This is a genomic window from Kitasatospora sp. NPDC094028, assembly GCF_049543595.1.
Lineage (GTDB): Bacteria > Actinomycetota > Actinomycetes > Streptomycetales > Streptomycetaceae > Kitasatospora.
This window is the reverse complement of sequence record NZ_JBMVFA010000035.1, coordinates 6017-30273: the sequence shown is the minus strand read 5'-3', so window position 1 is coordinate 30273 and position 24257 is coordinate 6017. Positions and strand designations below refer to the sequence as shown.

The 24257-nt window shown below is 73.5% G+C and carries 17 protein-coding genes; 10 read left to right on the top strand and 7 right to left on the bottom strand.

Annotated elements, in window-relative coordinates; genetic code table 11:
* Nucleotides 1-38 precede the first annotated feature (38 nt).
* From ACPC54_RS34385 to ACPC54_RS34370, 4 genes are all read right to left on the bottom strand, one after another.
* Entirely contained in the window at nt 39-1130 is a 1092-nt protein-coding gene (locus ACPC54_RS34385) for a hypothetical protein (RefSeq protein WP_498970387.1), read from the bottom strand.
* A gap of 58 nt (nt 1131-1188) precedes the next feature.
* Entirely contained in the window at nt 1189-2256 is a 1068-nt protein-coding gene (locus ACPC54_RS34380; RefSeq protein WP_498970386.1) for an acyl-CoA dehydrogenase family protein, read from the bottom strand.
* Nucleotides 2253-3440, bottom strand: a complete 1188-nt coding sequence (locus tag ACPC54_RS34375; protein WP_498970385.1) for an acyl-CoA dehydrogenase family protein — start codon at nt 3438-3440, stop codon at nt 2253-2255. Before ACPC54_RS34375 ends, ACPC54_RS34380 begins: the two co-directional genes overlap by 4 nt.
* Before the next feature lie 69 nt (nt 3441-3509).
* Nucleotides 3510-4703 carry a CaiB/BaiF CoA transferase family protein gene (locus ACPC54_RS34370; RefSeq protein WP_498970384.1) on the bottom strand — a complete coding sequence of 398 codons (1194 nt, stop codon included), beginning with the start codon at nt 4701-4703 and terminating at the stop codon, nt 3510-3512.
* 297 nt (nt 4704-5000) lie between these two features.
* Between ACPC54_RS34370 and ACPC54_RS34365 the strand changes: the two genes are divergently transcribed.
* On the top strand, nt 5001-6443 hold the full coding sequence (locus ACPC54_RS34365) for a CoA transferase (protein ID WP_498970383.1): 1443 nt from the start codon (nt 5001-5003) through the stop codon (nt 6441-6443).
* Here ACPC54_RS34365 and ACPC54_RS34360 read toward each other — a convergent pair.
* Nucleotides 6374-7390, bottom strand: a complete 1017-nt coding sequence (locus ACPC54_RS34360; RefSeq protein WP_498970382.1) for a LysR family transcriptional regulator — start codon at nt 7388-7390, stop codon at nt 6374-6376. The two genes, ACPC54_RS34365 and ACPC54_RS34360, sit on opposite strands and share 70 nt — an antisense overlap.
* Nucleotides 7391-7624: 234 nt before the next feature.
* Nucleotides 7625-8203, bottom strand: coding sequence for a LuxR C-terminal-related transcriptional regulator (locus ACPC54_RS34355; RefSeq protein ID WP_498970446.1), 579 nt, complete (start codon nt 8201-8203; stop codon nt 7625-7627).
* Nucleotides 8204-8884: 681 nt separating this feature from the next.
* Between ACPC54_RS34355 and ACPC54_RS34350 the strand changes: the two genes are divergently transcribed.
* The 9 genes from ACPC54_RS34350 (at nt 8885) to ACPC54_RS34310 (ending at nt 22875) form a co-directional block, all read left to right on the top strand.
* Nucleotides 8885-10270, top strand: a complete 1386-nt coding sequence (locus ACPC54_RS34350) for a glycosyltransferase (protein ID WP_498970381.1) — start codon at nt 8885-8887, stop codon at nt 10268-10270.
* Between the two features lie 80 nt (nt 10271-10350).
* Nucleotides 10351-11409 carry a DegT/DnrJ/EryC1/StrS family aminotransferase gene (locus ACPC54_RS34345; RefSeq protein ID WP_498970380.1) on the top strand — a complete coding sequence of 353 codons (1059 nt, stop codon included), beginning with the start codon at nt 10351-10353 and terminating at the stop codon, nt 11407-11409.
* A 34-nt stretch (nt 11410-11443) separates the two neighbouring features.
* On the top strand, nt 11444-12622 hold the full coding sequence (locus ACPC54_RS34340) for a cytochrome P450 (RefSeq protein ID WP_498970379.1): 1179 nt from the start codon (nt 11444-11446) through the stop codon (nt 12620-12622).
* A gap of 35 nt (nt 12623-12657) precedes the next feature.
* Complete coding sequence (locus tag ACPC54_RS34335; RefSeq protein ID WP_498970378.1) at nt 12658-12852, top strand: ferredoxin; 195 nt, start codon at nt 12658-12660, stop codon at nt 12850-12852.
* A 27-nt stretch (nt 12853-12879) separates the two neighbouring features.
* Nucleotides 12880-13638 carry a thioesterase II family protein gene (locus ACPC54_RS34330; RefSeq protein ID WP_498970377.1) on the top strand — a complete coding sequence of 253 codons (759 nt, stop codon included), beginning with the start codon at nt 12880-12882 and terminating at the stop codon, nt 13636-13638.
* 47 nt (nt 13639-13685) lie between these two features.
* Nucleotides 13686-15833, top strand: a complete 2148-nt coding sequence (gene pabB / locus ACPC54_RS34325; protein ID WP_498970376.1) for an aminodeoxychorismate synthase component I — start codon at nt 13686-13688, stop codon at nt 15831-15833.
* A gap of 43 nt (nt 15834-15876) precedes the next feature.
* Nucleotides 15877-20943 carry a type I polyketide synthase gene (locus tag ACPC54_RS34320; RefSeq protein WP_498970375.1) on the top strand — a complete coding sequence of 1689 codons (5067 nt, stop codon included), beginning with the start codon at nt 15877-15879 and terminating at the stop codon, nt 20941-20943.
* A 58-nt stretch (nt 20944-21001) separates the two neighbouring features.
* Complete coding sequence (locus ACPC54_RS34315) at nt 21002-22030, top strand: ATP-binding cassette domain-containing protein (RefSeq protein ID WP_498970374.1); 1029 nt, start codon at nt 21002-21004, stop codon at nt 22028-22030.
* Complete coding sequence (locus ACPC54_RS34310) at nt 22027-22875, top strand: ABC transporter permease (protein ID WP_498970373.1); 849 nt, start codon at nt 22027-22029, stop codon at nt 22873-22875. Before ACPC54_RS34315 ends, ACPC54_RS34310 begins: the two co-directional genes overlap by 4 nt.
* Before the next feature lie 197 nt (nt 22876-23072).
* Here the strand turns inward: ACPC54_RS34310 and ACPC54_RS34305 are convergent, their stop codons facing one another.
* Entirely contained in the window at nt 23073-23993 is a 921-nt protein-coding gene (locus tag ACPC54_RS34305; RefSeq protein WP_498970372.1) for a N5-glutamine methyltransferase family protein, read from the bottom strand.
* Nucleotides 23994-24257 lie beyond the last annotated feature (264 nt).

The window sequence follows — 24257 nt, the reverse complement described above, 5'->3', positions numbered from 1 at the left end:
GGCCGGGATTCCGGTTCGCGAGATGGCTCTCTGGCTGCTCAGGACTGCAGGGTCCACAGGTGCAGCGCGTCCCCCGCCTCGGAGACCGTGTACCAGGTGCCGTCGCCGAGTGCCTTTGGGCTGCCGGAGATCGGGAACGGATAGTCGATCCGGGCGGTCACCCGCATCCGAGCCGTGTCCACCAGCCAGTGCAGTTCGGTACCAACGTCCGAGTCGGTCGTCCCGATGACGACGGTCTGCGCATCGAGGAAGCCACCGTCGTAGTCCCACCACACGTCCTCCGGATCGTCGTAGGACGGAGCGACGGTCTCAGCCGCCACCTCGGCCACGACCGAACCATCCGTGACCCGGTGCAGAGCAAGTGTGTCCTGCTCATGGCCGACCGTCAGCATCCGGTCACCCGACGGACTCAGCGCGAGCAAGATCCTGTCGCCCGGGCCCAACCGATCAACGGCCAGTTCGGTGCCGTTCCAGTGACCCCACAGTATGGGTTGTGCTTCCTCGCCCTCGTTGACATCCATTCCCATCCGGTCGGGTGTCGGGGGCGGCATGTGCCGTGAAGAGTAGGCCGTGGTCTGAGTGTCTGCCCGCCCCAGCACCCGTCCGTCGGCGGCGTCCAGAACGAGCCACTCGTCGGTGGGCTCCTGCGGTCCCTCGTCCGTCGCGAACTGCTTGCGGATGTGGGCCCAGACGACCGATCCGTCGGCAGAGAACGTCGCCGACCCGCTGTCGGGGTACCTGTGGTCATGGGAGCGCGCGTAGTCGTCGAACGACGTGTGCAGCGCACGACAGCGGCGCTCCCAGCAGCCGTGCCCGATCTCCCAGCGCACCGTGCCCGTCGCGTCCACCGCCCGCAGGGCGTGCCTGCCGAGGAACACGGCGAGATCCCGCTGCGGCGCTACCGTCGCCGTGCCGAACCGGCGCGGCCAGGGGGCCGGGAAGCGCGTCACCGTCGGCTCGCCCGTCCCGCTGGTCAGCTCGTCCAGGTCGTAGGCAATGAGCTCGGAGTCGCTCTGCTGCACCAGCAGTCGTCGGCCCGGCCGGCACAGGACGGACGGGGCATCAGCCTCGGCCGGGTCCAGTGGCGCGGCCAGGGTGGTGACGAGGCGAGCGCTGGTGGTGGTGGTCATCACGTCTCCGGTACGGGGTGCTGTTGCGTGCACCCTACGCTGGGTGGCCGACACAGCGTCACGGCGTGGTGCTGAGGGTGGACCAGAGGGTGTCGGCCGTGAGGGTACGGGCCAGGCGGGTGGCCCAGGTGGTCTCGTCGCCGTCCTCGTCGCGCCAGGACCAGAGCCGGGTGGTGGCGAGGTGGAGCGGGTGGAGCTTGGTGAAGCCGATGGCACCGTGCAGCTGGTGGGCGATCCGGGCGATCTCGGCGGCCGAGGCGGAGGCCTGGGTCTTCGCGCAGGCGACGGCGAACCGGGCGGCCGCAGGACCGGCGTCCAGCGGGGCGGCGGCGGCCCGGACGGCGGCGCGGACCATCGCGGCTTCCTCGATCAGCTTCGCCTCCTCCTGCTTGACGGCCTGGAAGCGGTTGAGCGGGCGGCCGAACTGGGCCCTCGCCGTGGTGTGCGCGACCGTCAGCTCGACGCAGCGCTCGCCGGCTCCGGCGATCAGGGCCGCCCGGGCCAGGGCCGCCCGCGACTCGGCCTCCGCCAGGAGCTCGCGGGGGATCCGGCGGACCCGCGTGGCGGGGATCTCGACACCGGCGAGGTGCAGGTCGTCGCGTGCTTCCTCGGCCAGGTTGGAGCCGGCGGCGAGGACCGCCTGGTCCGGGGCGAGGGTGAACAGGACGGGGCCGAAGGGGGCGTGGGCGAGCACCACCACGGCGGTCGCGGTGCGGGCCCAGGGGACGCGCCGCAGGGTACCGGCGACCAGCAGGGTGTCGTCCTCGCCCACACTGCCGGCCGAGCCGACCGCGGAGGCGGCCGGGTGCGCGTGGCGGATCGTCAGCTCGGGGGCGATGGCGTAGGTGAGCGGCCCTTCGGGCACCGGCAGGTCGGCACGGCGCAGCAGCGGGCGGGCGACCAGGGCGGTCTCGGCGAACGGGCCGGGGACGGCCCGGCGGCCGGCCTCCTGGACGGCGGCGAGGAGCTCGGCGGTGCCGGCGTCCGGACCGGGCAGGGGCACGGCCCGGGAGTCGGCGGTGTTGGTGACGGTGGCGATGGCGTCCGGGTCGGCGAAGAAGGCGGTGGTGTCGTAGTCGTCGGCGGAGATGGCGGCGGCGCTGGTGTCGACGGTGTGGGTGTTCATCGGTGCTGCTCCAGTCCACGAGTGATGATGCCGCGAAGGATTTCGTTGGCGCCGCCGCGCAGGGTGTAGCCGGGGCTGTGCAGCAGGGCGAAGGCGAGCAGTTCGGCGTGGCTGCCGGGGGTGGCGTGCGGGTCGGCCGGGGTGGGCAGGATGCCGCGGACGACCTCGACGAGCGCGCCCTCCAGGCGGGTGCCGAGGTCCTTGACCAGAGCGGCCTGCGTGTCGGGCGAGGCGCCGGCGTCGAGGGCGGCGGCCACTCCGAGGGAGAGCCGGCGGATGCTGTGCAGGCGGGCGGTCAGGAGGCCGACCTGGGTGAGCTGTTCGGCGGTCACGGCGCGCTGGTCGAGCTCACGCAGCAGGGAGACCAGCAGCGGGAAGGTGGACAGGTAGCGCTCCGGCCCGCTGCGCTCGAAGGCGAGTTCGCCGGTGACCTGCTTCCAGCCGTCGCCCTGCTGTCCGAGGAGCATGCCGCCCGGGACGTGGACGCCCTCCAGGTGGAAGGCGTTGAAGCGGTGCTCGCCGCTCATCAGGTGGATCGGCTCGATCCGCACACCGGGGGCGCGCAGGTCCACGAGGAACTGGCTCAGTCCGGCGTGCCTGTCCTCGGCCTCCTCGGTGCGGGCCAGCACGATGGCGTAGTCGTTGACGTGGGCGCCGCCGGTCCACATCTTCGTGCCGGTCAACCGCCAGCCGTCACCGGTGCGTTCGGCGCGGGTGCGGACGGAGGCGAGGTCGGAGCCGCTGCTCTTCTCGCTCATCCCGATGGAGAAGAAGCACTCGCCGGCGGCGATCCGGGGCAGGAAGAAGCGGCGCTGCTCCTCGGTGCCGTGCTGCAGGATGGACGGGCCGACCTGCCGGTCGGAGACCCAGTGCGCGCTCACCGGCGCGCCGGCGGCCAGGAGTTCCTCGATCACCACGTAGCGCTCCAGGAAGCCGCGCCCGGCGCCGCCGTACTCGGTGGGCAGCGCCATGCCGACCCAGCCCCGTTCGGCGAGCCGACGGGTGAACCCGGGATCCCAGCCGGCCAGCCAGGAGTCGGGGCGGCCGAGCACGGTGCCCCGGGCACGCTCCTCGTCGAGGAAGGCGCGCACCTCAAGGCGCAGCTGCCGGGCCGATTCGGGCAGGACGGCTTCGGCCAGGGTCGTTTCGAGAAGTCCGAGTGGGGACATCGTCGCCGTGGACATGGTTCGCTCCGTATGGGTCGATGGGGAGTAATGGGCCGATCGGGATTCGGTCGTGGGAAATCCGGTGGGTCAGTGGGCGGAGTGCAGCAGCGCGGGGTCGAAGCCGACCTCGCCGAGGACTTCCTCGGTGTGCTGGCCGATGGCCGGGCAGGGCCGCAGCGGCGGCTCGGGGTCGGCCGAGTAGCGGACCGGGCGGCCGATGACCCGGTAGCGTCCCTCGGTGGGGTGGTCGGCCTCGTGGAGCAGGCGCCCCTCGCGGGCGTAGGCGGTGGTGGCGGCGGACTCCAGGTCGAGCACCGGGGCGGCGGCGATGCCGACCCGGTCGCAGAACTCCTGCCACTGGGCGCTGGTGTGCTCCGGCGCCAGTTCCGCCATCAGCCGGTAGAGCTCGTCCGCGTGGTGGGCCCGGTCGGGGCCGGTGGCGAAGCGCGGGTCGGTGGCCAGTTCGGGACGGGCGACGAAGTCGGTGAAGTCCCGCCAGTTGCGGTCGCTGTGCGGCAGGATGCACATCCAGCCGTCCGCGGTGCGCTGGGCGCGGCGCTGCGTACTGAGCGAGCGGGTCGCGCCGAAGGCGCCGTCCGGCTCCAGACTGGCGGCGCCCAGGTGCTCGACCAGGTTGAAGGCGAGCATGGTGTCGACCATCGGGACCTCGATGTGCTGGCCGGCGCCGCCGTGTTCCCGGTAGTGCAGCGCGGCCAGCACCGACTGGGCGATCTGCATGCCGCAGATCTTGTCGGCCAGCACGGTCGGCACGTAGTGCGGCTGGCCGGAGACCTGGTGGTTGAGCCAGACCAGGCCGCTGGCGGCCTGGACGATGTCGTCGTAGGCGGCGTGGGTGCCGTGGCTGCTGTCGGCGCGGAAGCCCTGCGCGTTGGCGTAGATCAGGCCGGGGTTGACGGCCGCGACCTCGGCGTAGTCCAGGCGGAGCCGGGTCAGCGCCTGCGGGCGCAGGTTGGTGATGAAGATGTCGGCGGCGTGCAGCAGGGCGAGCAGGGCGTCGCGGCCGTGCGGGGCCTTGAGGTCGATGGCGACGCTGCGCTTGTTCCGGTTCAGGTTGAGTGCGGCGCCGCCCATGCCGGGGTGGCGCAGCGGCGGGTAGTGGCGCGTCATGTCACCGGACGGCGGCTCGACCTTGATCACGTCCGCGCCCAGGTCGCCGAGTTGCTGGGCGGCGTACGGGACCATGATCACGCTGGCCAGTTCGATGACGCGGACTCCGGCGAGGAGTCCTCGCCCGGACGGACCGCTGGGCTGCTGGGTCATCTGCCGGTACCTCCTGAGGTGTCGGGTGGGAGGCGGGCGGCGCGCCGCGTCGTCTCGTTCCGCAATCCAGGAAAGCCCCGGGAAATCGGCACCGTCCAATACGAGTTGGGCTCCCGATCGATAGGGCGGAGGATATTCACGCGCCGCCGCCTCGGGTCATATGGGCCCGGATATCGGTGATTCGGGGAATCCGTATTGGACGGTGTCGCGCCGGACCGGCTGTTCTGGTGGAGGCCGCCCGACCGGGTCGGCTGCCGCGGCGGACGCGGCTCGTCGTCTCCGGGAGGAGAGCCGGACATGGCAATCGATCAGGCTCAGCGGACCAGTGCGGCGTACGGGGCCCTGGCGGGCCTGTACCGCGAGTTGGGGATCACGGCGGCGGAGGCGGGCGGCAGCGTGGTGATCGAGGGGGCCGACCCGGTGACGCCTTCGGTGCACCGGATCGGCGACGCCGCGGCGGCCGCCCTGGCCGCCCTGGGCACCGAGGCCGCCGCGTTCCACCGGGAGCGCGGCGGCGCGGCGCAGGACGTCACGGTCTCGGTGACGGCGGCGGTGCGCCAGCTGATGGCGGTGTTCCACACCCGGATGCGGGGCGTGCCGGTCACGCGCTTGCAGGAGGATCCCAAGCTGCTCGGCTGCAGTGACTTCTACCGGGCGGCCGACGACCGGTTCGTCTACGTGCTGCTCTCCTACCCGCACCTGCGGGACATCGCCTGCCAGGTACTGGACTGCCCGCCGGGCCGGGAGCGGATCGCCGCCGCCGTCGCCCAGTGGGACGCGCTGGAGCTGGAGGAGGCGGTCTGCGCCCGGGGCGGCACCGCGATCGCGGTGCGCACCCGGGAGGAGTGGCAGCGGCATCCGCAGGGGCGGCTGCTGCGGGACGGGCCGCTGATCCGGGTCGAGAAGATCGGAGAGAGCGCGCCGGAGCCGTTCCCGACCGGGCTGTCCGGCGCGACGGACCGGGGCCTGCCGCTGGCCGGGGTGCGGGTGCTGGACAACACCCATGTGATCGCCGGCCCGATCGCCGCCCGGATCGCCGCCGAACTGGGAGCCGACGTGCTGCACATGTCCTCGCCCGACCACCCGGACCCGGTCGGGATGATCGTCGAGACCGGCATCGGCAAGCGGGCCGCCTTCTGCGACCTGCTCGACCCGGCCCAGGCCGCCGCCTTCCGGTCCGTGCTGGCCGGCACCGACCTCTACGTCTGCAACTATCTGGGCCTGGACGCCAAGGGCTACGGCCCGGCGGCACTGGCCGAGCAGCGGCCTGGACTGGTCGTGCTGGACTTCCTGGGCTGGGGGGCCGAGGGGCCGTGGGCGGCGCGCGGCGGCTTCGACCAACTGGCCTGCGCCGCGACGGGACTCGCCGCCGAGGAGGGCTCGTTCGACGCGCCCCGGCTGCCCCCGACCTACCTGCTGAACGACTACCTCGCCGCGGTGATCGGCGCCGCGGGTGCCCTGGAGGCGCTGCGCCGCCGGGCCCGGGAGGGCGGCAGCTACCGGGTGCACGTCGACCTGGCGAAGGTCTGTATGTGGGTGCAGGGGCTGGGCCTGCTCCAGCGCGCGGACGTGGTCGAGCTGCCCGCCCCCGACCCCGCGCAGGACGAGGCCGAACTGGTCACCGTGCGGGGGCCGTTCGGAGAGGTGTGCTACCTGCCGACCCAGGTGCGCTACTCCTCGCTGGTGCCGTGCCTGTCCCGCACCGCGGAACCGCTGGGCGCGTCGGAGCTCGCCTGGTGACCACCGTCCCGCGCGTCGGCCGCCTGCTGCGGGTACACCGCCCCGGGGCCCTCGATCTCGGGGCGGTGGCGCTCCATCAGCTCCAGCAGGGTGGCGACGGCCGGGTCGGCGTCCGGGCGGCTGAGCGCCGCGACCGTGGTCACCAACCGGTCGCCGCCCTCGATCGCGACGAAGCGGATCATCGGGTGACCGAGCGCCGCGACCCGCTCCGGGACGAAGCAGACGCACAGCCCGGCCGCGGTGCAGCCGAGCATGCTGGTCAGGTCCTCGGCCTGGGCGCGGGTGCGCAACTCGAAACCGGCCTCGCGGCAGGCGTCCTCGATCAGCGCGCGGATCCGGGGCATGGCCGGCTGCGCGGCGGTCACGAACTCCTCGCCCCGTAGCCGGGCGAGCGGCACCGGCCCGGCCCCGGCAAGCGGATGGCCGCACGGGACGGCCAGCACGGTGCCCTCCTCGGCAGCCTCTCGTACCTCCAGCCCCGCGAGGTCGGAAACCGGCAACCGGACCAGCGCCAGGTCCACCGCCCCTTGCCGGACCTGCTCGGACAGTTCGACGGAACTCCGCTGACGGACGTTCAACCGCACGCCCGGCAACTCCCGGGCGGCCATCGCGAGCAGCCGGGGCAGGTGCCAGTAGCCCAGGCTGCTCACGTACCCGAGCTGGACCGTGCCCTCGACGCCCTTGGATATCCGTCGGACCCGGGCCACGGCCGCCTCCTGCGCCTCCAGCATCCGCTTGGCGTCGGCCGCGAAGGCCGCCCCGGCCACCGTCAGTCGCACTCCCCTGCTGGTGCGCTCGAACAGCAGCACTCCGAGGCCGCGCTCCAGACGCTGGATCGCCTGACTGAGCGGCGGCTGACTCATCGACAGACGCCGGGCGGCATGCCCGAAATGCTGCTCCTCGGCGAGGACCACGAACTGTTCCAGCAGGCGAGGGGTGAGCTCCATGACCGTCAACCCTAGGACGCGGCTCGCACCGAACGACACCAGGGGCAGGCCGTGAGCCGGCCCTCGGGCCGACGACTCCAGGACCCGGCTGTGGCACCGCTCGCTGAGAGCACCCGTCGCATCGGCCCGCCCGGCGAGATGGTCGCGCAACCGTCGTGTCGCCGTGGCCGGTTCGGGCGGGAAAACGGCGGCGGACCTCGGCCCGCCGGACCTCCCCGGCGGGCTCAGGTGGGGCTACTTGACGAAGCTCTCGACGACCTTGGGCGGCCAGACCCCGACCTTGAGAGCCCCCATGGAGTAGGCCCGGGAGACCAGGGCCGCACGGTTGGGGACCCGCAGCTTCCGCAGCAGGCACGTCACGTGGTACTCGACGCCCTGGCGGCTGAGGTACAGCCGGGCGGCGAGCGGCACGGTCGAGACGCCGGCCGCGATGCCTTCGAGGATCTTCGCGTCGATCTCGCTCAGGAGCTTCCTCTGGCCGCCCACGACCTCGGACCCGCCCGCCTCCGGACGCCCGTCGGGCATCATCACGAGGATCGACGACTCGTCGGGGAGCCCACCGCGCACCATGACGGCGGTGAGCGGAACGGTGAACGTCTCGTCGTCCGGACCGACGGCGATGACATCGGTGGCGAAGCGGTCGCGCCGCCCCTCGATCAGGCCGGAGAACTGCCGCAGGAGCGGCTGCTGGACGCTCGGGTGCACGAGGTCGCTGAAGGTCCGGCCGCACAGGTCGGTCGAGGACCGCCCGAACTGCCAGAAGAAGGCCTCGTTGGCCTGCCGGATGGTCAGGGCCCGGTCGAGCTGGGCCATGGTCAGGCCGGGCTGCCCGGCCTGCGGTTGGTGCTGCGATCCCGCGCCGCCGTCCTGGGCGCGGTCGGGCCCGATGGTCCCTGCGGCACCGGCCTGGGTTGCATAAGAAATCGCCACGAAAGTCGGATCCCTTCAAGGCACGAGTGCGGTTCAAACTCCTCGGAACACCCCCCGTCCCGTTCTCCTCCGGCGGGAACCGCAGCGAACTCTGCGCGGATTCCCGGGCGCCGTCGGCAAAATCGGTCGACTACGGCCGGCACTCGGATTCCGGTCCATTCCATCGGGACTACGGGGGAGAGGTCCGATGGGATTTCCGATATTCCGAGGCCTGCCCGGAACGAACTGAGTAACGGCTGACAGGGAGTCATCGTACTCACGTCCCCCGACCCTGAGTATATGGAGCCCGTCAAGAAGACCGCAGGTATTCGAACAATCCTCGCCCGGCCTGCGTCGAACTCCGAACCTGGTGGACGGCCGACCGATTCCCCGGGTGTGCCGTCGGGAAACACATGGAGGAACCATGAGTTCCCCATTGTCGGCCGGCCTCCGGTCCGAAACGGGACAGAAGAGGACGATCGGACCGAATCCCGGGGCGGCCGGGCCGAGGACTAAGGAATTCCCGGTTCCGGGCGTGAGACCAAGGTGGGGTGCAGCCCCGACCGTCCACCCCGAGGGAGTCCGATGAGCACCGCGCAACGGCCGATCCTGTTCGTCAGCCTTCCGGAGAGCGGGCTGCTCAACCCCCTGCTGGTGCTGGCCGGCGAGCTGGCCCGCCGGGGCGTGCCCGACCTCTGGTTCGCCACCGACGAGCCCCGGCGGGCGGACGTCCTGCGCCTCGCGGACCGATCGGCGGTGGAGTTCGCCTCGCTCGGCGAGGTCTTCTCCGAGCTGTCCGCGGTCAGCTGGAGCGACGAGGTGTACCGCCAGGTCACCCAGCCGTCCCGGTTCAAGGCGCACCGCGCGGTGATCCGCCAGTCCTACCGGCCCGACCTGCAGGCGGAGAAGTACCGCCGGCTCGCCCGGGTGGTGGACAAGTGCGAGCCGGCCCTGATGGTCATCGACTGCGTCAGCGCCTTCGCCGTCGACCTGGCCCTGACCCGGGGCATTCCGTTCGTCCTGAGCGTGCCGTTCCTGCCGAGCAACGTACTCACCTCGCACAGCCCCTTCGGGCCCTCCTACACGCCGAACGATTTCCCCGTCCCGCATTCCGGTCTGCCCTACCCGATGAATTTCGGCCAACGTCTGCGCAACCGGCTCTTCAAGCTCCGCACGCTCGCCCTCTTCCTCCACCCCGCAATGGGCAAGGTCCTCTCCGAGGACGCCAGGCTGCGCAAGGAGCTCGGCCTTCCCAAACCCAGCGCGATGACCAGGATCGACCGCGCGGAAATGGTTCTTTGCAATTCTGTGCGGGAACTGGACTATTCGTTCGAAATTCCCGGGAAGGTGGAGCTCGTCGGGGCGATGGTGCCGCCGCTGCCGGAGGCTTCGCGGGCCGCGGACGCGACCGGTGTCATGGACTGGCTGGACGCCCAGTCCTCCGTGGTCTACATGGGCTTCGGTACGATCACCCGGCTCACCCGGCCGCAGGTGGGCGACCTGGTGGAGGTCGCGCGGCGGCTGGACGGCCGGCACCAGGTGCTGTGGCGGCTGCCGGCCGAGCAGCAGCACCTCCTGCCGCCGCGCGACGAGTTGCCGGGCAACCTGCGGATCGAGAGCTGGCTGCCGTCCCAGCTGGACGTGCTGGCCCACCCCAAGGTCGGGGTCTTCTTCACCCACGGCGGCGGCAACGGCTTCCACGAGGGTGTGTACTTCGGGAAGCCGCTGGTGGTCCGGCCGCTGTGGGTGGACTGCTACGACCAGGCCGTGCGCGGACGGGACTTCGGGATCAGCCTGACCCTGGACCGACCGCAGGAGCTCGACCCGGACGACGTCGTGGACAAGCTCACCCGCGTCCTCGGGGACCGATCCTTCCGCGAGCGTGCCGAACGCATCGGCACCGCACAGCGCGCGGCGGGCGGCCGGAGCGCCGCGGCCGACCTCCTGCTCGGCCTGCCGGCCCTGGCCTGACCACCCGCCGCACCGTCCCCGGGCCGACCCGCGAGGCGGCGAACCCGTCGCGTGGCGCCCCGTCACAGAGTGAGGACCCCATGCCCTTCACCATCCCCGTGTCCCGGCCGAGCCTCGACGGGCGGGAGCTGGAATACGTCACCGGAACGATCGGCGACGGCTGGATCTCGTCCCAGGGGCCGTACGTCCGGCGCTTCGAGGAGGCCTTCGCCGCGTACAACGGCTCGGCCCACGGTGTCGCCTGCTCCTCGGGCACCGCGGCCCTCACCCTGGCGCTGCGCGCACTCGGGGTGGGCCCGGGCGACGAGGTCATCGTGCCGGAGTTCACCATGATCGCCTGCGCCTGGGCGGTGACCTACACCGGCGCCACCCCGGTCTTCGTCGACTGCGCGGACGACCTGAACATCGACGTGACCCGGATCGAGGAGCGGATCACCCCGCGCACCAAGGCGATCATGCCGGTGCATGTCTACGGCCGCCGGTGTGACATGGCGGCGGTCATGGAGATCGCCCATCAGTACAACCTCCGGGTCGTGGAGGATTCCTCCGAGGCCCACGGCATCCGCCCGGTCGGCGACATCGCGTGTTTCTCGCTGTTCGCCAACAAGATCATCACAGCCGGCGAAGGCGGCATCTGTCTCACCGACGACCCCCGCCTGGCCGGCCAGCTGGCCCACCTGCGGGCCATGGCCTTCACCGCCGACCACAGCTTCCTGCACAAGAAGCTCGCCTACAACTTCCGCATGACGGCCATGCAGGCCGCCGTCGCCGTCGCCCAGACCGAGCGGCTGGACGAGTTCCTCGCGGCCCGCAAGGAGATCGAGCGACGCTACGACCAGGGTCTCAGGGACGTCCCCGGGATCACCCTGATGCCGCCCCGGGACGTGCTGTGGATGTACGACCTACGCGCCGAACGCCGCGGCGAACTCCGGGAGTTCCTGACCGCGGAAGGCATCGAGACCCGGCTGTTCTTCCAGCCGATGAGCCGCCAGCCCGGCTACCTCGACCCGGCCTGGACCGACCTCAACGCGACCCGCTTCGCCGCCGACGGCCTCTACCTGCCCACCTACACCGCTCTGACCGTCGCCGACCAGGACCGCGTGATCGAGCGGGTCCGCGCGTTCTACGGCGCGTCCTGACGCCGCGCACCACGCCCGAGGGAGACCCGACGACATGACGAACGCCGAACCGCGGGTGGTCGACTTCCCGCTGCGCAGGCCCGGCGAGGCCTTTCCACCGCCCCGCTACCAGGACTACCGCGAGCAAAGCGGCCTGGTGGTGTGCCACCTGCCCAACGGGAACCGGGTGTGGCTGGTCACCCGGCACGAGGACGTCCGGGCCGTCCTGACCGACCGCAGGATCAGCTCCAACCCCGACCACCCGGGGTTCCCCAACGTCAGCCAGACCATGGGCGTGCCCCGCCAGGAGCAGATCCCCGGATGGTTCGTCGGCCTGGACTCGCCCGAGCACGACCGTTTCCGCAAGGCGCTCATCCCCGAGTTCAGCGTCCGCCGCGTCCGGGAGCTGCGGCCCGCGGTCGAGCAGACCGTGGACCGGTGCATCGACGCCATGCTGGCCGGCGGCAACGAGGGCGACCTGGTCGCCGACTTCGCCCTGCCCGTCCCCTCGCTGGTCATCTCGGCCCTGCTCGGTGTACCGCCGGTCGACCGGGACTTCTTCGAGTCCCGCACCCGCACCCTGGTGGCGATCCGCTCCTCCACCGACGGGCAGCGCGACACCGCCTCGCGCGAACTGCTCCGCTACATCAACCGGTTGGTCGCCATCAAGCAGAAGTGGCCCGGTGACGACCTGATCAGCCGGCTGCTGGCGACCGGCGCGATCGAGCCCCGGGAGATGTCCGGGGTGCTCATGCTGCTGCTGATCGCCGGGCACGAGACCACCGCCAACAACATCGCGCTCGGCGTGCTGACCCTGCTGAACAACCCCCGGTGGATCGGGGACGACCGCGTCGTCGAGGAGACCCTGCGCTTCCACTCGGTGGCCGACCTGGTCTCCCTGCGGGTCGCGACCGAGGACATCGAGATCGCCGGCCAGCTGATCCGGGCCGGCGAGGGCATCGTGCCGCTGGTGGCCGCGGCCAACCATGACGAGCAGGCCTTCGCCTGCCCGTACGCCTTCGACCCGGCCCGGACCGAGCGCCACCACGTCGCCTTCGGCTACGGCGTCCACCAGTGCCTGGGACAGAACCTGGTCCGGATCGAGATGGAGATCGCCTACCGAAGGCTCTTCGAGCGCATCCCGGGCCTGCACCTGGCGGCGCCGACCGAGGAACTGCCGTTCAAGTACGACGGCGTGCTGTGCGGCCTGCACGCGCTGCCGGTCCGCTGGTAGCCCCTGTCCACGACACCGCCCCAGGAGAGATGTCCATGCGTGTCACCGTCGACACCGCGCGCTGCGTCGGCGCGGGCCAGTGCGTGCTCAACGCCGGCGCCGTCTTCGACCAGGACCACGACGGCGTGGTCGAACTGATCGACCCCGACGCGGCCGCCACACACCCGAACGCGGTCGAGTTGGCAGCCACGCTCTGTCCGTCCGCCGCCATCACCGTCCACCGGGACTGAATCCCGCACCGAAAGAGGATCGACCCCGTGACCAGTCCCGACACGCCGAGTACGCTCTGGCTACGCCGCTTCCACCCGGGAGCCGGGCACCCCGTGCGCCTGGTGTGCTTCCCGCACGCCGGTGGCTCCGCCAGCTTCTACCACCCCGTCTCCGCGGCCCTCGCCGCCGACACCCAGGTGATCGCCCTGCAGTACCCGGGGCGGCAGGACCGCCGTCTGGAGCCCTGCGTCGAGGACATCGACACTCTCGCCGACCGGATCACCGACGAGCTACTCACCCTGGACGACCTCCCCACCGTCCTCTTCGGCCACAGCATGGGCGCCGCCCTCGCCTTCGAGACCGCGTGGCGGCTCGAACGGAAGGGCACCCACGCGCCCCGGGCCGTCATCGCCTCCGGCCGCCGGGCGCCGGCCACCACCCGGACCGAGACCGTGCACCAGCAGGACGACGAGGGCGTCATCGCCGAGCTCAAGCTGCTCAACGGCACCAGTACCCAACTGCTCGGTGACGATGAGATCCTGCGCATGGCGATGCCCGCGATCCGCGCCGACTACCGCGCCATCGAGCGCTACACCTGCGGGCCGGAGCGCGTCCTCGGCTGCCCGATCACCGCGCTCACCGGGGATGCCGACCCACGGACCACCCTCGCCGAGGCCCGGGCTTGGCAACACCACACCACCGGCGCCTTCCGGATCCAGGTCCTCCCCGGGGGCCACTTCTTCCTGGCCGAGCAGCAGACGGCGGTCCTGCGGGAGATCGCCTCCGAACTCGCCGCGCTCCGCTGACCAACCGCCGGCCCCGCCCGGTGGCACCGGCAGGACAAGGACCCCTGATGCGCACTCTCCTGGTCGACAACTACGACTCGTTCACCTACAACCTGTTCCACTACCTCGCCGAGGTCAACGGGCGGGAGCCGGAGGTCGTCCGCAACGACGACCCGTCCTTCCGGCCCGAGCTGCTCGACGCGTTCGACAACGTCGTGCTCTCCCCCGGCCCCGGCACCCCGCACAACCCCGCCGACTTCGGCCACTGCGCCGGGATCGCCCGCGAGGGCCGGCTGCCCGTCCTCGGCGTCTGCCTCGGCCACCAGGGCCTCGCCCTCGCCCACGGCGCCACCGTCGGCCGGGCGCCCGAGCCCCGGCACGGGCGCACCTCGGACGTTCGGCACACCGGCACCGGGCTCTTCCACCACCTGCCCAACCCGCTGGAGGTGGTCCGCTACCACTCGCTCGCGGTCACCTCCCTCTCCTCTGCCCTCGAACCGATCGCCTGGGCCACCGACGACGGGGTGGTGATGGCGCTGCGCCACCACGAACTCCCCCTGTGGGGCGTGCAGTTCCACCCCGAGTCGATCGGCACCGAGGCGGGCAGACAGCTGCTCGCGAACTTCCGCGACCTCACCGAACAGCACGGCCGCCCGCGCCGCGCCGCCCCACCGCACCCCCGTACCTCTCCCGAAGCCGACGCCGCACCGCGGCCGGACACCCGCCACCTGGCCGTCCGGACCCGGCGGCTCGACACCGAGTGGGACGCCGAGACCATCTTCGACCGCGTGTTCCGCGCCGGCAGCCACCCCTTCTGGCTCGACAGCAGCCGCCCGGGCGGCCGGCTCGGGCAGATCTCCGCGATGGGCAACGCCTGCGGGCCGCTCGCCCGCGTCGCCACCGCCGACGTGCGGAGCGGCACCGTCACGGTGACGGCCGGCGGCAACACACAGGTGCTGGAGGAGGAGTTCCTGCGCTGGCTCGACGAGGACCTGAAGTCGTTGGACGTCGACGTGCCCGAGCTGCCGTTCGACTTCGGGCTCGGCTGGGTCGGCTACCTCGGCTACGAGCTCAAGGCCGAGTGCGGCGGCGAACGCGCCCACAGCTCACCCGACCCGGACGCCGTCATGGTGTTCGCCGACCGCGCGCTCGTCGTCGACCACCGCACCGGCACCACGCACCTGCTCGCCCTCACCGAGGACGGCCGGGAGGCCTCCGCCCGTGCCTGGCTGGACGACACCGCCGCCCTGCTCACCGGGCCCGCCCCTCACACCGGCCCGCCCTCGCACACCCGGCCCGGCCCCTCCTCGCCCGCAGGGCGGACCGGCCTGCGGCTGCGCCACCCGCGCGAGTCCTACCTCAAGCTCATCGACGCGTGCCAGGACGAGATCGCGGCCGGCGAGACCTACGAGGTCTGCCTCACCAATATGATCGACGCCCCCACCGATCTCGACCCCTGGCAGGCCTACCGCGCCCTGCGGCGGATCAGTCCGGCCCCGTTCGCCGCCTTCCTCGGCTTCGGCGACCTCGCCGTGCTCAGCTCCTCCCCCGAGCGCTTCCTGCGGATCGGCCCGGACGGCCTGATGGAGTCCAAGCCCATCAAGGGCACCCGGCCGCGCGGCGCCACCCCGCAGGAGGACGACCTGCTGGTCGCCGACCTGGCCACCAGCGAGAAGGACCGGGCCGAGAACCTCATGGTCGTCGACCTCGTCCGGCACGACCTCGGGCGGTGCGCCGTGACCGGCTCCGTCGTCGCCGACCCGCTCTTCGACGTCGAGACCTACGCGACCGCCCACCAGCTCGTCAGCACCGTACGGGCCCTGCTGCGCCCCGAGTGCAGCGCGGTCGACGGCGTCCGGTCGGCGTTCCCCGGCGGCTCGATGACGGGCACACCCAAGCTGCGCACCATGCAGATCATCGACCGGCTGGAGAACGGACCGCGTGGCGTCTACTCCGGCGCGATCGGCTACCTCTCGCTCACCGGCGCCGCCGATCTGAGCATCGTGATCCGCACCGCCGTGCTGAGCGGAGGCCGGCTGCGCTACGGCGTCGGCGGCGCGATCATCGCGCTGTCGGACGCCGAGGCCGAGTTCGACGAGACGGTGGTCAAGGCCCGCCCGCTGCTCGCCCTGCTCGACGCCTCGCTCCCGCAGGAGGAGCAGCCCGCCCCGCGTCGGCGCCGTACGTCCAGGGCTTTCCCCGCCGTCTCCGGCTGAGGACGGCCTCCGCAGCCGCCCAGCAACGTCCTCGGGAGTGAACGTGCCCATCCACAGCGATGACTACGCGATCGATCCGGTCGCCGGTTCCCCCCGCGCGCTGGGCGGCCACACCCTGCCGGGGGTGTTCGCGGCGGCGGTGGCCCGCGCGCCGGAGGCCGTCGCCCTGGTCGACGGCGATCGGGAGCTGACCTGGCGCCAGTGGGCGGACGACGTCGCCGCACTGGCCCGAGCGCTCCAGGAGCTGGGCGTCGTGCCGGGCGACGTGGTCGCCGTCCAGCTGCCCAACTGCCCGGAGTACCACACCGCGCACGTCGCCGTCGCGACCGTGGGTGCGGTGCTGCTTCCGGTCCACGCCGGGCACGGCGCCGCCGACGTGCGCGCGCTGCTGGCCCGGTCGGAGCCGGTGGCCGTCATCCTCCCCCCGGAGGCGGCGGACACCGCGCCGGAACTGCTGGCCCACGTGGCGTCCCTGAGGGCGGCGCTGGTGGCCGGTCACCCGGACGAGCTGCCACGGGCGCCGCACGTCCACGCGCTGGACCGGCTGACGGCCGACTGGGCGGGCCACGCACCGCTCCCCGTCGAGGTGCGGCCCGAGGACCCACTGGTCCTCATCCCGTCCTCCGGCACCACCTCGGCCCGGCCGAAGATCTGCCTGCACAGCCACGACGGGCTGCTGTCCAACACCGCGTCCGTCGCCCAGGAAGGCGGCGCGGCCTTCGCCGACGCGATCCTGACGGCCTGCCCACTGACCCACCTCTTCGGGCTGCAGTCCCTGCACACCGCGCTGTTCCGGGCTTGCCGGCAGGTGCTGCTGCGCGGCTGGGACCCCGAGCGATTCCTCGCGCTGGCCCGGCGCACCGCCCCCAGCGCGGTCTTCGCCGTCCCGGCGCAGCTGCACGACATCGTCGGTGCGCTGGCCCGCACCGGAAAGCCCGCCGGATTCCGGCCGCACCAGGTGCGCACCGCCGGGGCGGCGATCCCCGCCGCGCTGGCCGCCGACGTGCGGGCGGCGCTCGGCGGCGAGCTCGTGGTCGTCTGGGGCATGTCCGAGCTCGGCACCGGCACCCGGACCTCGGCTGCCGACCCGGCCGGCACCGCCGTGCGCAGCGTGGGCCGGCCCACGGTCGGAGCGCGCGTGCGGATCGTCGGCGAGGACGGACGGGAGCTGCCGCCCGGCGAGGCGGGCGACCTCCAGTACCGGAGCCCGAGCATGTTCCGCGGCTACTACCGGGATCCCGAGCTGACCCGCGCGGCGATCACGCCGGACGGCTGGCTGCGCACGGGCGACCGGGCGAGCCTCGGGGAGGACGGGCAGTTGCGCTTCCACGGGCGCGCGGCGGAGCTGATCAACGTGGGCGGGCGGAAGTTCGACGCGACCGAGGTCCAGGAGCTCCTGGCGGCGATGCCGGGCATCGGCCCGCTCGCCGTCGTCGGGCGGGCGGACGCGCGGCTCGGCGAGATCCCGTGCCTGGTGCTCACCCGTGCGGCGGATCCGGCGATCGGGCTGCGGGCCGTGACCGGTTTTCTCCGTCAGCGGGAGGTCGCCGAGTACAAGATGCCGCTGGAACTGGTGACCGTCGACGACCTCCCGCGCACCCCGGCCGGGAAGCTGCACCGACGGTCGCTGGAGGAACTCGTGGCCCGGGAGGCGTCCGTCCGCGGTCCGTCCGTGCTCGACTACCACGACGCGCTGGACCTCGTGCGCTCGTGCGCGGCGGAGGTGATGGGGCGGGGCCCGGACGACGAGGCGATCGGCGCCGACACGGCGTTCCGCGCGTACGGGCTGGACTCGGTGCGCACCATCCGGCTGCGCAACCTGCTGGCGGAGGAGACCGGCCGTCCGCTGCCGGTGAGCCTCGGCTTCGACCACCCCACCCCGGCCGCCGTCGCGTCCCTGCTGTCGGGCGCAGTGCCGGACCGACCGGACGAGGGCCCGTACGACGCCTCCGACGAGCCGGTCGCGATCGTCGGCATGGCCTGCCGCCTGCCGGGTGGGGTCTCCTCCCCCGACGAGCTGTGGACGCTCGTCGCCGATGGCACCCACACCGACTCCGCCTTCCCCGCCGACCGCGGGTGGGACCTCGACGGCCTCTTCCACGACGACCCCGAGCACGCCGGGACGTCCTACGTCCGCCGGGGCGGATTCCTGGACGGCGCAGGGCGGTTCGACGCCGCCTTCTTCGGCTTCTCCCCGCGCGAGGCCCTGGCCGCCGACCCGCAGCAGCGGCTGCTCCTGGAGACCGCCTGGGAGGCGCTGGAGCACGCCGGCATCGACCCGACCGGGCTGCGCGGAAGCCGCACCGGCGTCTTCACCGGCGCGATGTACCACGACTACGGTGCCGGCGCCCCTGCGGAGTTGGAGGGACTCCTCGGGATCGGCACCGCCGGCAGCGCGCTCGCCGGGCGGATCTCGTACTGCTTCGGCCTGGAGGGCCCGGCGCTCACCGTCGACTCCGCGTGCTCCTCCTCGCTCGTCGCCCTCCACCTCGCCTGCCGCTCGTTGCGCTCGGGCGAGTCCTCGCTCGCCCTGGCCGGCGGCGTCGCGGTGATGGCCACGCCGAGGTCGTTCGTCGAGTTCTCCCGGCTGCGCGGCCTGGCCCCCGACGGCCGTTGCAAGTCCTTCTCGGACGACGCCGACGGCGCCGCGTGGTCCGAGGGCGCGGGCCTGCTCGTCCTGGAGCGGCTGAGCGACGCGCGGCGCGACGGGCACCCGGTGCTCGCCGTCGTCCGCGGCTCGGCCGTCAACCAGGACGGCGCCTCGAACGGCATCACCGCGCCCAACGGCCCTGCGCAGCAGCGCGTGATCCGCCGCGCACTGGCCGACGCGGGGCTCACCCCCGGCGACGTCGACGCCGTCGAGGCCCACGGCACCGGGACCTCGCTCGGCGACCCGATCGAGGCGCAGGCGCTGATCGCCGTCCACGGCGCCGCACGCCCGGCGGACCGCCCGCTGTGGCTCGGGTCCGTCAAGTCGAACATCGGGCACGCCCAGGCGGCGGCCGGAGTGGCCGGCGTGATCAAGACGGTGCAGGCGCTGCGGCACGGCCTGCTGCCGCGGACCCTGCACGTCACCGAGCCGACCACCCGGGTGGACTGGTCCTCCGGCGCCGTCCGACTGCTGACGCAGGCGCAGCCGTGGCCCCGGGAGGCCGGTCGGGCGCGGCGCGCGGGCGTGTCGTCGTTCGGGATCAGCGGGACCAACGCGCACGTGGTGCTGGAGGAGGCTCCCGCGGAACCCGCGGATCCTGAAGGCTCCGAGGATCGTCCGGTGCCGCTGGTGCTCTCCGCCCGCAGCGAGCCGGCCCTGCGGGCCCAGGCCGGGCGGCTGGCCGAGCACCTCACCGCCGAGCCCTCGTACGCCCTGCCGGACCTCGCGCACGCGCTGGCCACCACCCGGGCCGTCCACGGCCACCGGGCGCTGCTGGTCGGCGCCGGCCGCGCCGAACTCGCGGATGCGCTGCGGCGGTTCGCCACCGGGGAGCCCTCGCCGGTCGCCCCGGCGACCGGTCGGCGCGACGGCGGCGGGCGGCTCGCCTTCGTCTTCGCCGGGCAGGGCTGCCAGCGGCCCGGGATGGGGCGCGAACTCGCCGCCGCCTTCCCGGAGTTCGCGACCGCCCTGGACGAGGTGTGCGGCGTCCTGGATCCGCTGCTGAAGCGGCCGCTGCGCTCCGCCCTGTGGGACGACGATCTCGAACCGCTGCTCGACCGGACGGAGTTCGCGCAGCCCGCGCTGTTCGCCCACGAGGTCGCGCTCCACCGGCTGTTGGAGTCCTGGGGCGTGCGCCCCGACCTGCTGGCCGGGCACTCGGTCGGCGAAATCGCCGCCGCGCACGTGGCCGGGGTGCTGTCTCTGGTGGACGCGTGCACGCTGGTCGCCGCCCGGGGACGGCTCATGCAGGCCCTCCCGGCCGGTGGCGCGATGCTCGCCGTCCGGGCGACGGAGGACGAAGTCCTGCCGCTGCTGGGCGAGTTCGTCTCGCTCGCGGCCGTCAACGGGCCGTCGTCCGTCGTCGTCTCGGGCGCTGAGGGCGCCGTCGCGGGGATCGAGGCCCACTTCGCCGGCCGGCGGACGGCGCGGCTGCGCGTGTCGCACGCCTTCCACTCGCCGCTGCTGGAGCCGATGCTGGCGGAATTCCGCGGCGTGCTGGAGGGGTTGTCGTTCGCCGCGCCCGCCGTGCCGCTGGTCTCCGGCGTGACGGGGCGCCCGCTGACCGCCGTCGAGGCCGGCGACCCCGGCCACTGGGTGCGGCAGGCCCGGGAGCCGGTCCGATTCCGGGACGCCGTCTCGCGGCTGGAGGCGGAGCGCGTCGACGCCTACCTCGAACTCGGGCCCTCCGCCGCGCTCGCACCCATGCTCGGTGAGTGCCTGGCCGCCGGGGACGCCGGACCGTCGGCCGCCGTCATCGCGAGCGGCTCGGCGGACCAGGCGCACGAGACGCGTGCCCTGCTCGCCGCCGCCGGTCGCCTCCACCTGCACGGTGTGCCGGTGGACTGGGGCGCCGTCCTGCCCGGCGCCCGGCCCGTGCCGCTGCCGACGTACCCGTTCCAGCGGCAGACGTACTGGCTCGCGGCCGCCGCCCCGACGCCGCCGGCCGTAGCCGTTGCCGAGGTGCCGCTCTTCGACGACCGACTCGCAACAGCGAGCCCCGAGGAGCACGACGCCCTCCTCCTCGAAATCGTCCTCACCGAGACCGCCGCCGTGGTCGGGCGCGGCGCCGAAGACCTCGATGCCGCCGACGCGTTCGCCGACCTCGGCGTCAACTCCGTCAACGCGGTCGAGCTGCGCGAACGCATCGCCGCCGCCACCGGCACCGCCCTCCCCGCGACCCTCGTCTTCGACCACCCTTCCCCGGCCGCCGTCGTCCGCGCCCTCGGCGCCCGGCTCGACCGGGGAGCCGCACCGGAGCCCACCGCCGCCGGCCTGGTCGACCGGCTCGCCGCGCTGCTCGCCGCCGGCACCGCCCTCGACCCGGCCACCGCCACCCGGCTGCGCGACCTCGCCCGGCGCTGCGCCGCACCCGCCGGCCCGGCCCGCCCAGGCCCAGGACCCGACCTCGACACGGCCACCGACGAAGAGCTCTTCCGCCTGATGGACGCCGTCGACTGACCCCCTCGGCCGACAACCCTGCGAGCCCCCTGCCGATCCCCCGTACGGAGACCCGACCATGCCCGCCCGTACCGCCCCGCCCCCGCCCGCCGCGGCCGACGACGACCTCGTGATCGAGGCGGTCGACGTCGGCATGACCTTCGGCACCGTCCGCGCCCTCGACTCGGTCAGCCTCGCCGTCCCCCGGGGCAGCGTGCTCGCCCTGCTCGGCCACAACGGCGCCGGCAAGACCACCCTCGTCGGCGTCCTCACCACCGCCCTCGCGCCCACCACCGGCCGGGCCAGCGTCGCCGGGTTCGACGTCCGGCGCCGTCCCGCCGAGGTCCGCCGCAGGATCGGCCTCACCGGCCAGTACGCCACGGTCGACGGGCGGCTCAGCGGGCGCGACAACCTCCTCCTGCTCGCCGGGCTGCTCGGCGCAGGCCGCCGCGCCGCGCGGACCCGCGCCGACGAGCTCCTGGACCTGTTCGACCTCGGGCAGGTCGCCGACCGGCCCGCCAAGACCTACTCCGGCGGCCTGCGCCGCCGCCTCGACCTCGCCGCGAGCCTGGTCGGCCGACCCGAGGTGGTGTTCCTGGACGAGCCCACCACCGGCCTCGACCCGGTCAGCCGGCTCGGCCTCTGGGAGATCGTCGAGGGCCTCGTCGCCGAGGGCACCACCGTCCTGCTCACCACCCAGTACCTCGACGAGGCCGATCGGCTCGCCGACGCCATCACCGTGCTCTCCGGCGGTGGCGTCGTCGCCCACGGCACCCCGGCCGAGCTCAAGGCCCGGGTCGGCCGGCGCACCGTCACCGTCGTCCTCGACGGGCCTGCCGGGAGCGACTGCGAGCGCGCCGCCGAGGCACTGCGCCGAGCCGGGCTCGCCCCCGTCACCGGCCGCGAGGGCGCCGCCCTCGTCGTCCCGATCGAGGCCACCCGCGACATCGCCGCCGTCGTCCGGGCGCTCGACGGGGTCGGGATCGAGGCCGCGGAGCTCACCTTCGGCGAGCCCGGCCTGGACGACGTCTACCTCGCCCTCGCACATCGCGCCGACCGCCCCGGCCACCCCGCCCGCCTCGTCAGCCCGGAAGGACCCGCTCGGTGACCACCACGCTCGACACCGGCCGACCGCCCCGCACGTCGATGCCCACCGCGCCCGCCTGGCACGGCAGTTCGCGGCTCACCCAGGTCCGCATCCTCACCGGCCGGTCGCTGCGCGCGCTCGTGACCGACCCTGCGGTGCTGCTCTTCGGCCTGCTCCAGCCCGTCATCACGCTCGTGGTGCTCTCCCAGGTGTTCAGCCGGATGGGGCTCCCGCCGCACTTCCCGCCGGACGTCACGTACCTGGACTTCGTCCTGCCCGCCGTCCTCGTCGACAACGCCGTGCAGTCCGCCGTCCAGTCCGGGGTCGGCCTCGTCGAGGACCTGCAGAACGGCATCGTCGCGCGGCTGCGCTGCCTGCCCGTCGCGCCGAGTTCGCTGCTGGTCGCCCGCAGCCTCACCACGCTGGTGCGCGCCGCCGTCCAGGCCGTGATCATCCTGCTGCTCGGCATCCTCGTACTCGGTTACAACCCCAGGGGCGGGGCCGGCGCGGTCGTGGCCTCCATCGGGCTGACGCTGTTCATGAGCTGGGCCCTCGGCTGGCTGTTCATCGCGGCGGCGGCCTGGCTGCGGCGGGCCGAGCCGATCCAGAACCTCGCGATCATCGCGGTGCTCCCGCTGATGTTCGCCTCCAGCGCCTACGTCCCGACCGCCGACCTCCCGGGCTGGCTGGCCGCCGTCGCCCACGTCAACCCGCTCACGTACGCCATCGACTCCACGCGAGCCCTCGCCCTCGGCCTGCCGGGAACGGGCACCGCCGTGTGGGCGCTGCTGCTCGGCGCGGCGGTGGCGGGGGTCGGCGCATGGCTGGCGGTGGTCGGCTTCCGGCGGCCGCTGACGCCGCGCTGAGCCTCGCCGCCCGTCCTGACTGTGCGCAGGAAGTCGGCCGATCCGACTTCCCGTGCACCACGCGGTCCGGCCTCTGGCCTCAGCCCCTGCTTCGCGGCCCCGCCCTCGCACCCGAGGGCAGGGCCGCTTCGTCGCTCTCGGGATCGCCCGGGGCCGGTTCTCGGGAGGAGAACCGGCCCCGGGCGTGCCTGCGGGCCTCAGCCTCGGTCGGTGTCGGGGACAGCGGCCCCTGGAAGCCGCCTGGTGCCCGAGGCGGCCGTCCGGACCGCCACCGAGCAGAGGGGCCAGCCGTCGTGGTCCGGGCGGCAGGACACCTCGGCGAAGCGACCCGACTCGCGCAGGAGCGCCGGCACCGTCGCGCCGTGCAGGTGGCCGTGCTCGACCACCAGCGTGCCGCCCGGCCGTAGCAGCCCCGCCGCCGCCTCCACCACCTGGCGGACGACCCGCAGGCCGTCGGCGCCGCCGAACACGGCCTGGCGGGGCTGGTAGCGGCCGAACTCGTCCGGCACGTCGGCCGCGTCCGGCATGAAGGGCGGGTTCGCGAGGACCAGGTCCGCCTCGGCCGCCAGCCCGGTCAGTTCGTCCGCCCGGGCCGCCTCGCCCTCGTGGACGGTCACCCCGGCATCCCCGAGCGCGGCGCGGAGGGCCGCGTTGCGGCGGGCGAAGTCCGCGGCGACGGGGTCGAACTCGACCGCGTGCACCCGGGCGTCCGGCCGTGCGTGGGCGAGGGCGAGGCCGATCGCGCCGGAGCCGGCGCACAGGTCGACGACTGTGGGCGCCTCCGTCTCCGCGACGGCCGCCAGGCCGGCTGCCAGCACGAGCTCACTGTGCACCCGCGGCACGAACACGCCGGGCCCGACGAGGAGTTCGAGACCGGCGAACACGGCCCGCCCGGTGAGGTGCCCGAGCGGCACACCGTCTGCTCTCCTGCCCACCAGCTCTCGCAGCCGCCGTACCGACCTGCCGTCGACTTCCCTCTGCGGGTCCAGCCCGGCCGGCTCCGCTCCGAGCACCCGCGCCGCCAGTTGCTCCGCCTCCTGGCGCGCATCCGCCTGGACCGCGCCCTGGAGTGTCAGCACCGCCTCGTCGAGCAGGTCCCCGAGCACCATCGTTCCCATCCGTCGCCTCCCGGCCCGTGGTACGGCGCCCGCGGCCGCACGATGCCGCCAACTGTGCGGCCGGGGCGACTAGGAGAGTGCCCAGAACTGGCGCCCGAACGGATCGGGTGATCCCCGACTTCGACGGTCGGGACCGCAGACAGGGCCGTGGGGGGGGGCCCCGCGGGGGGGGCCCCCCCCCGGGGGGGGGCGGGGGGGGGGGGGGGGGGGGGGGGGCCCCGTAGGTTTGGAAAAAGGAGGAAAAAAACGAGGAGCCCGGCGCCA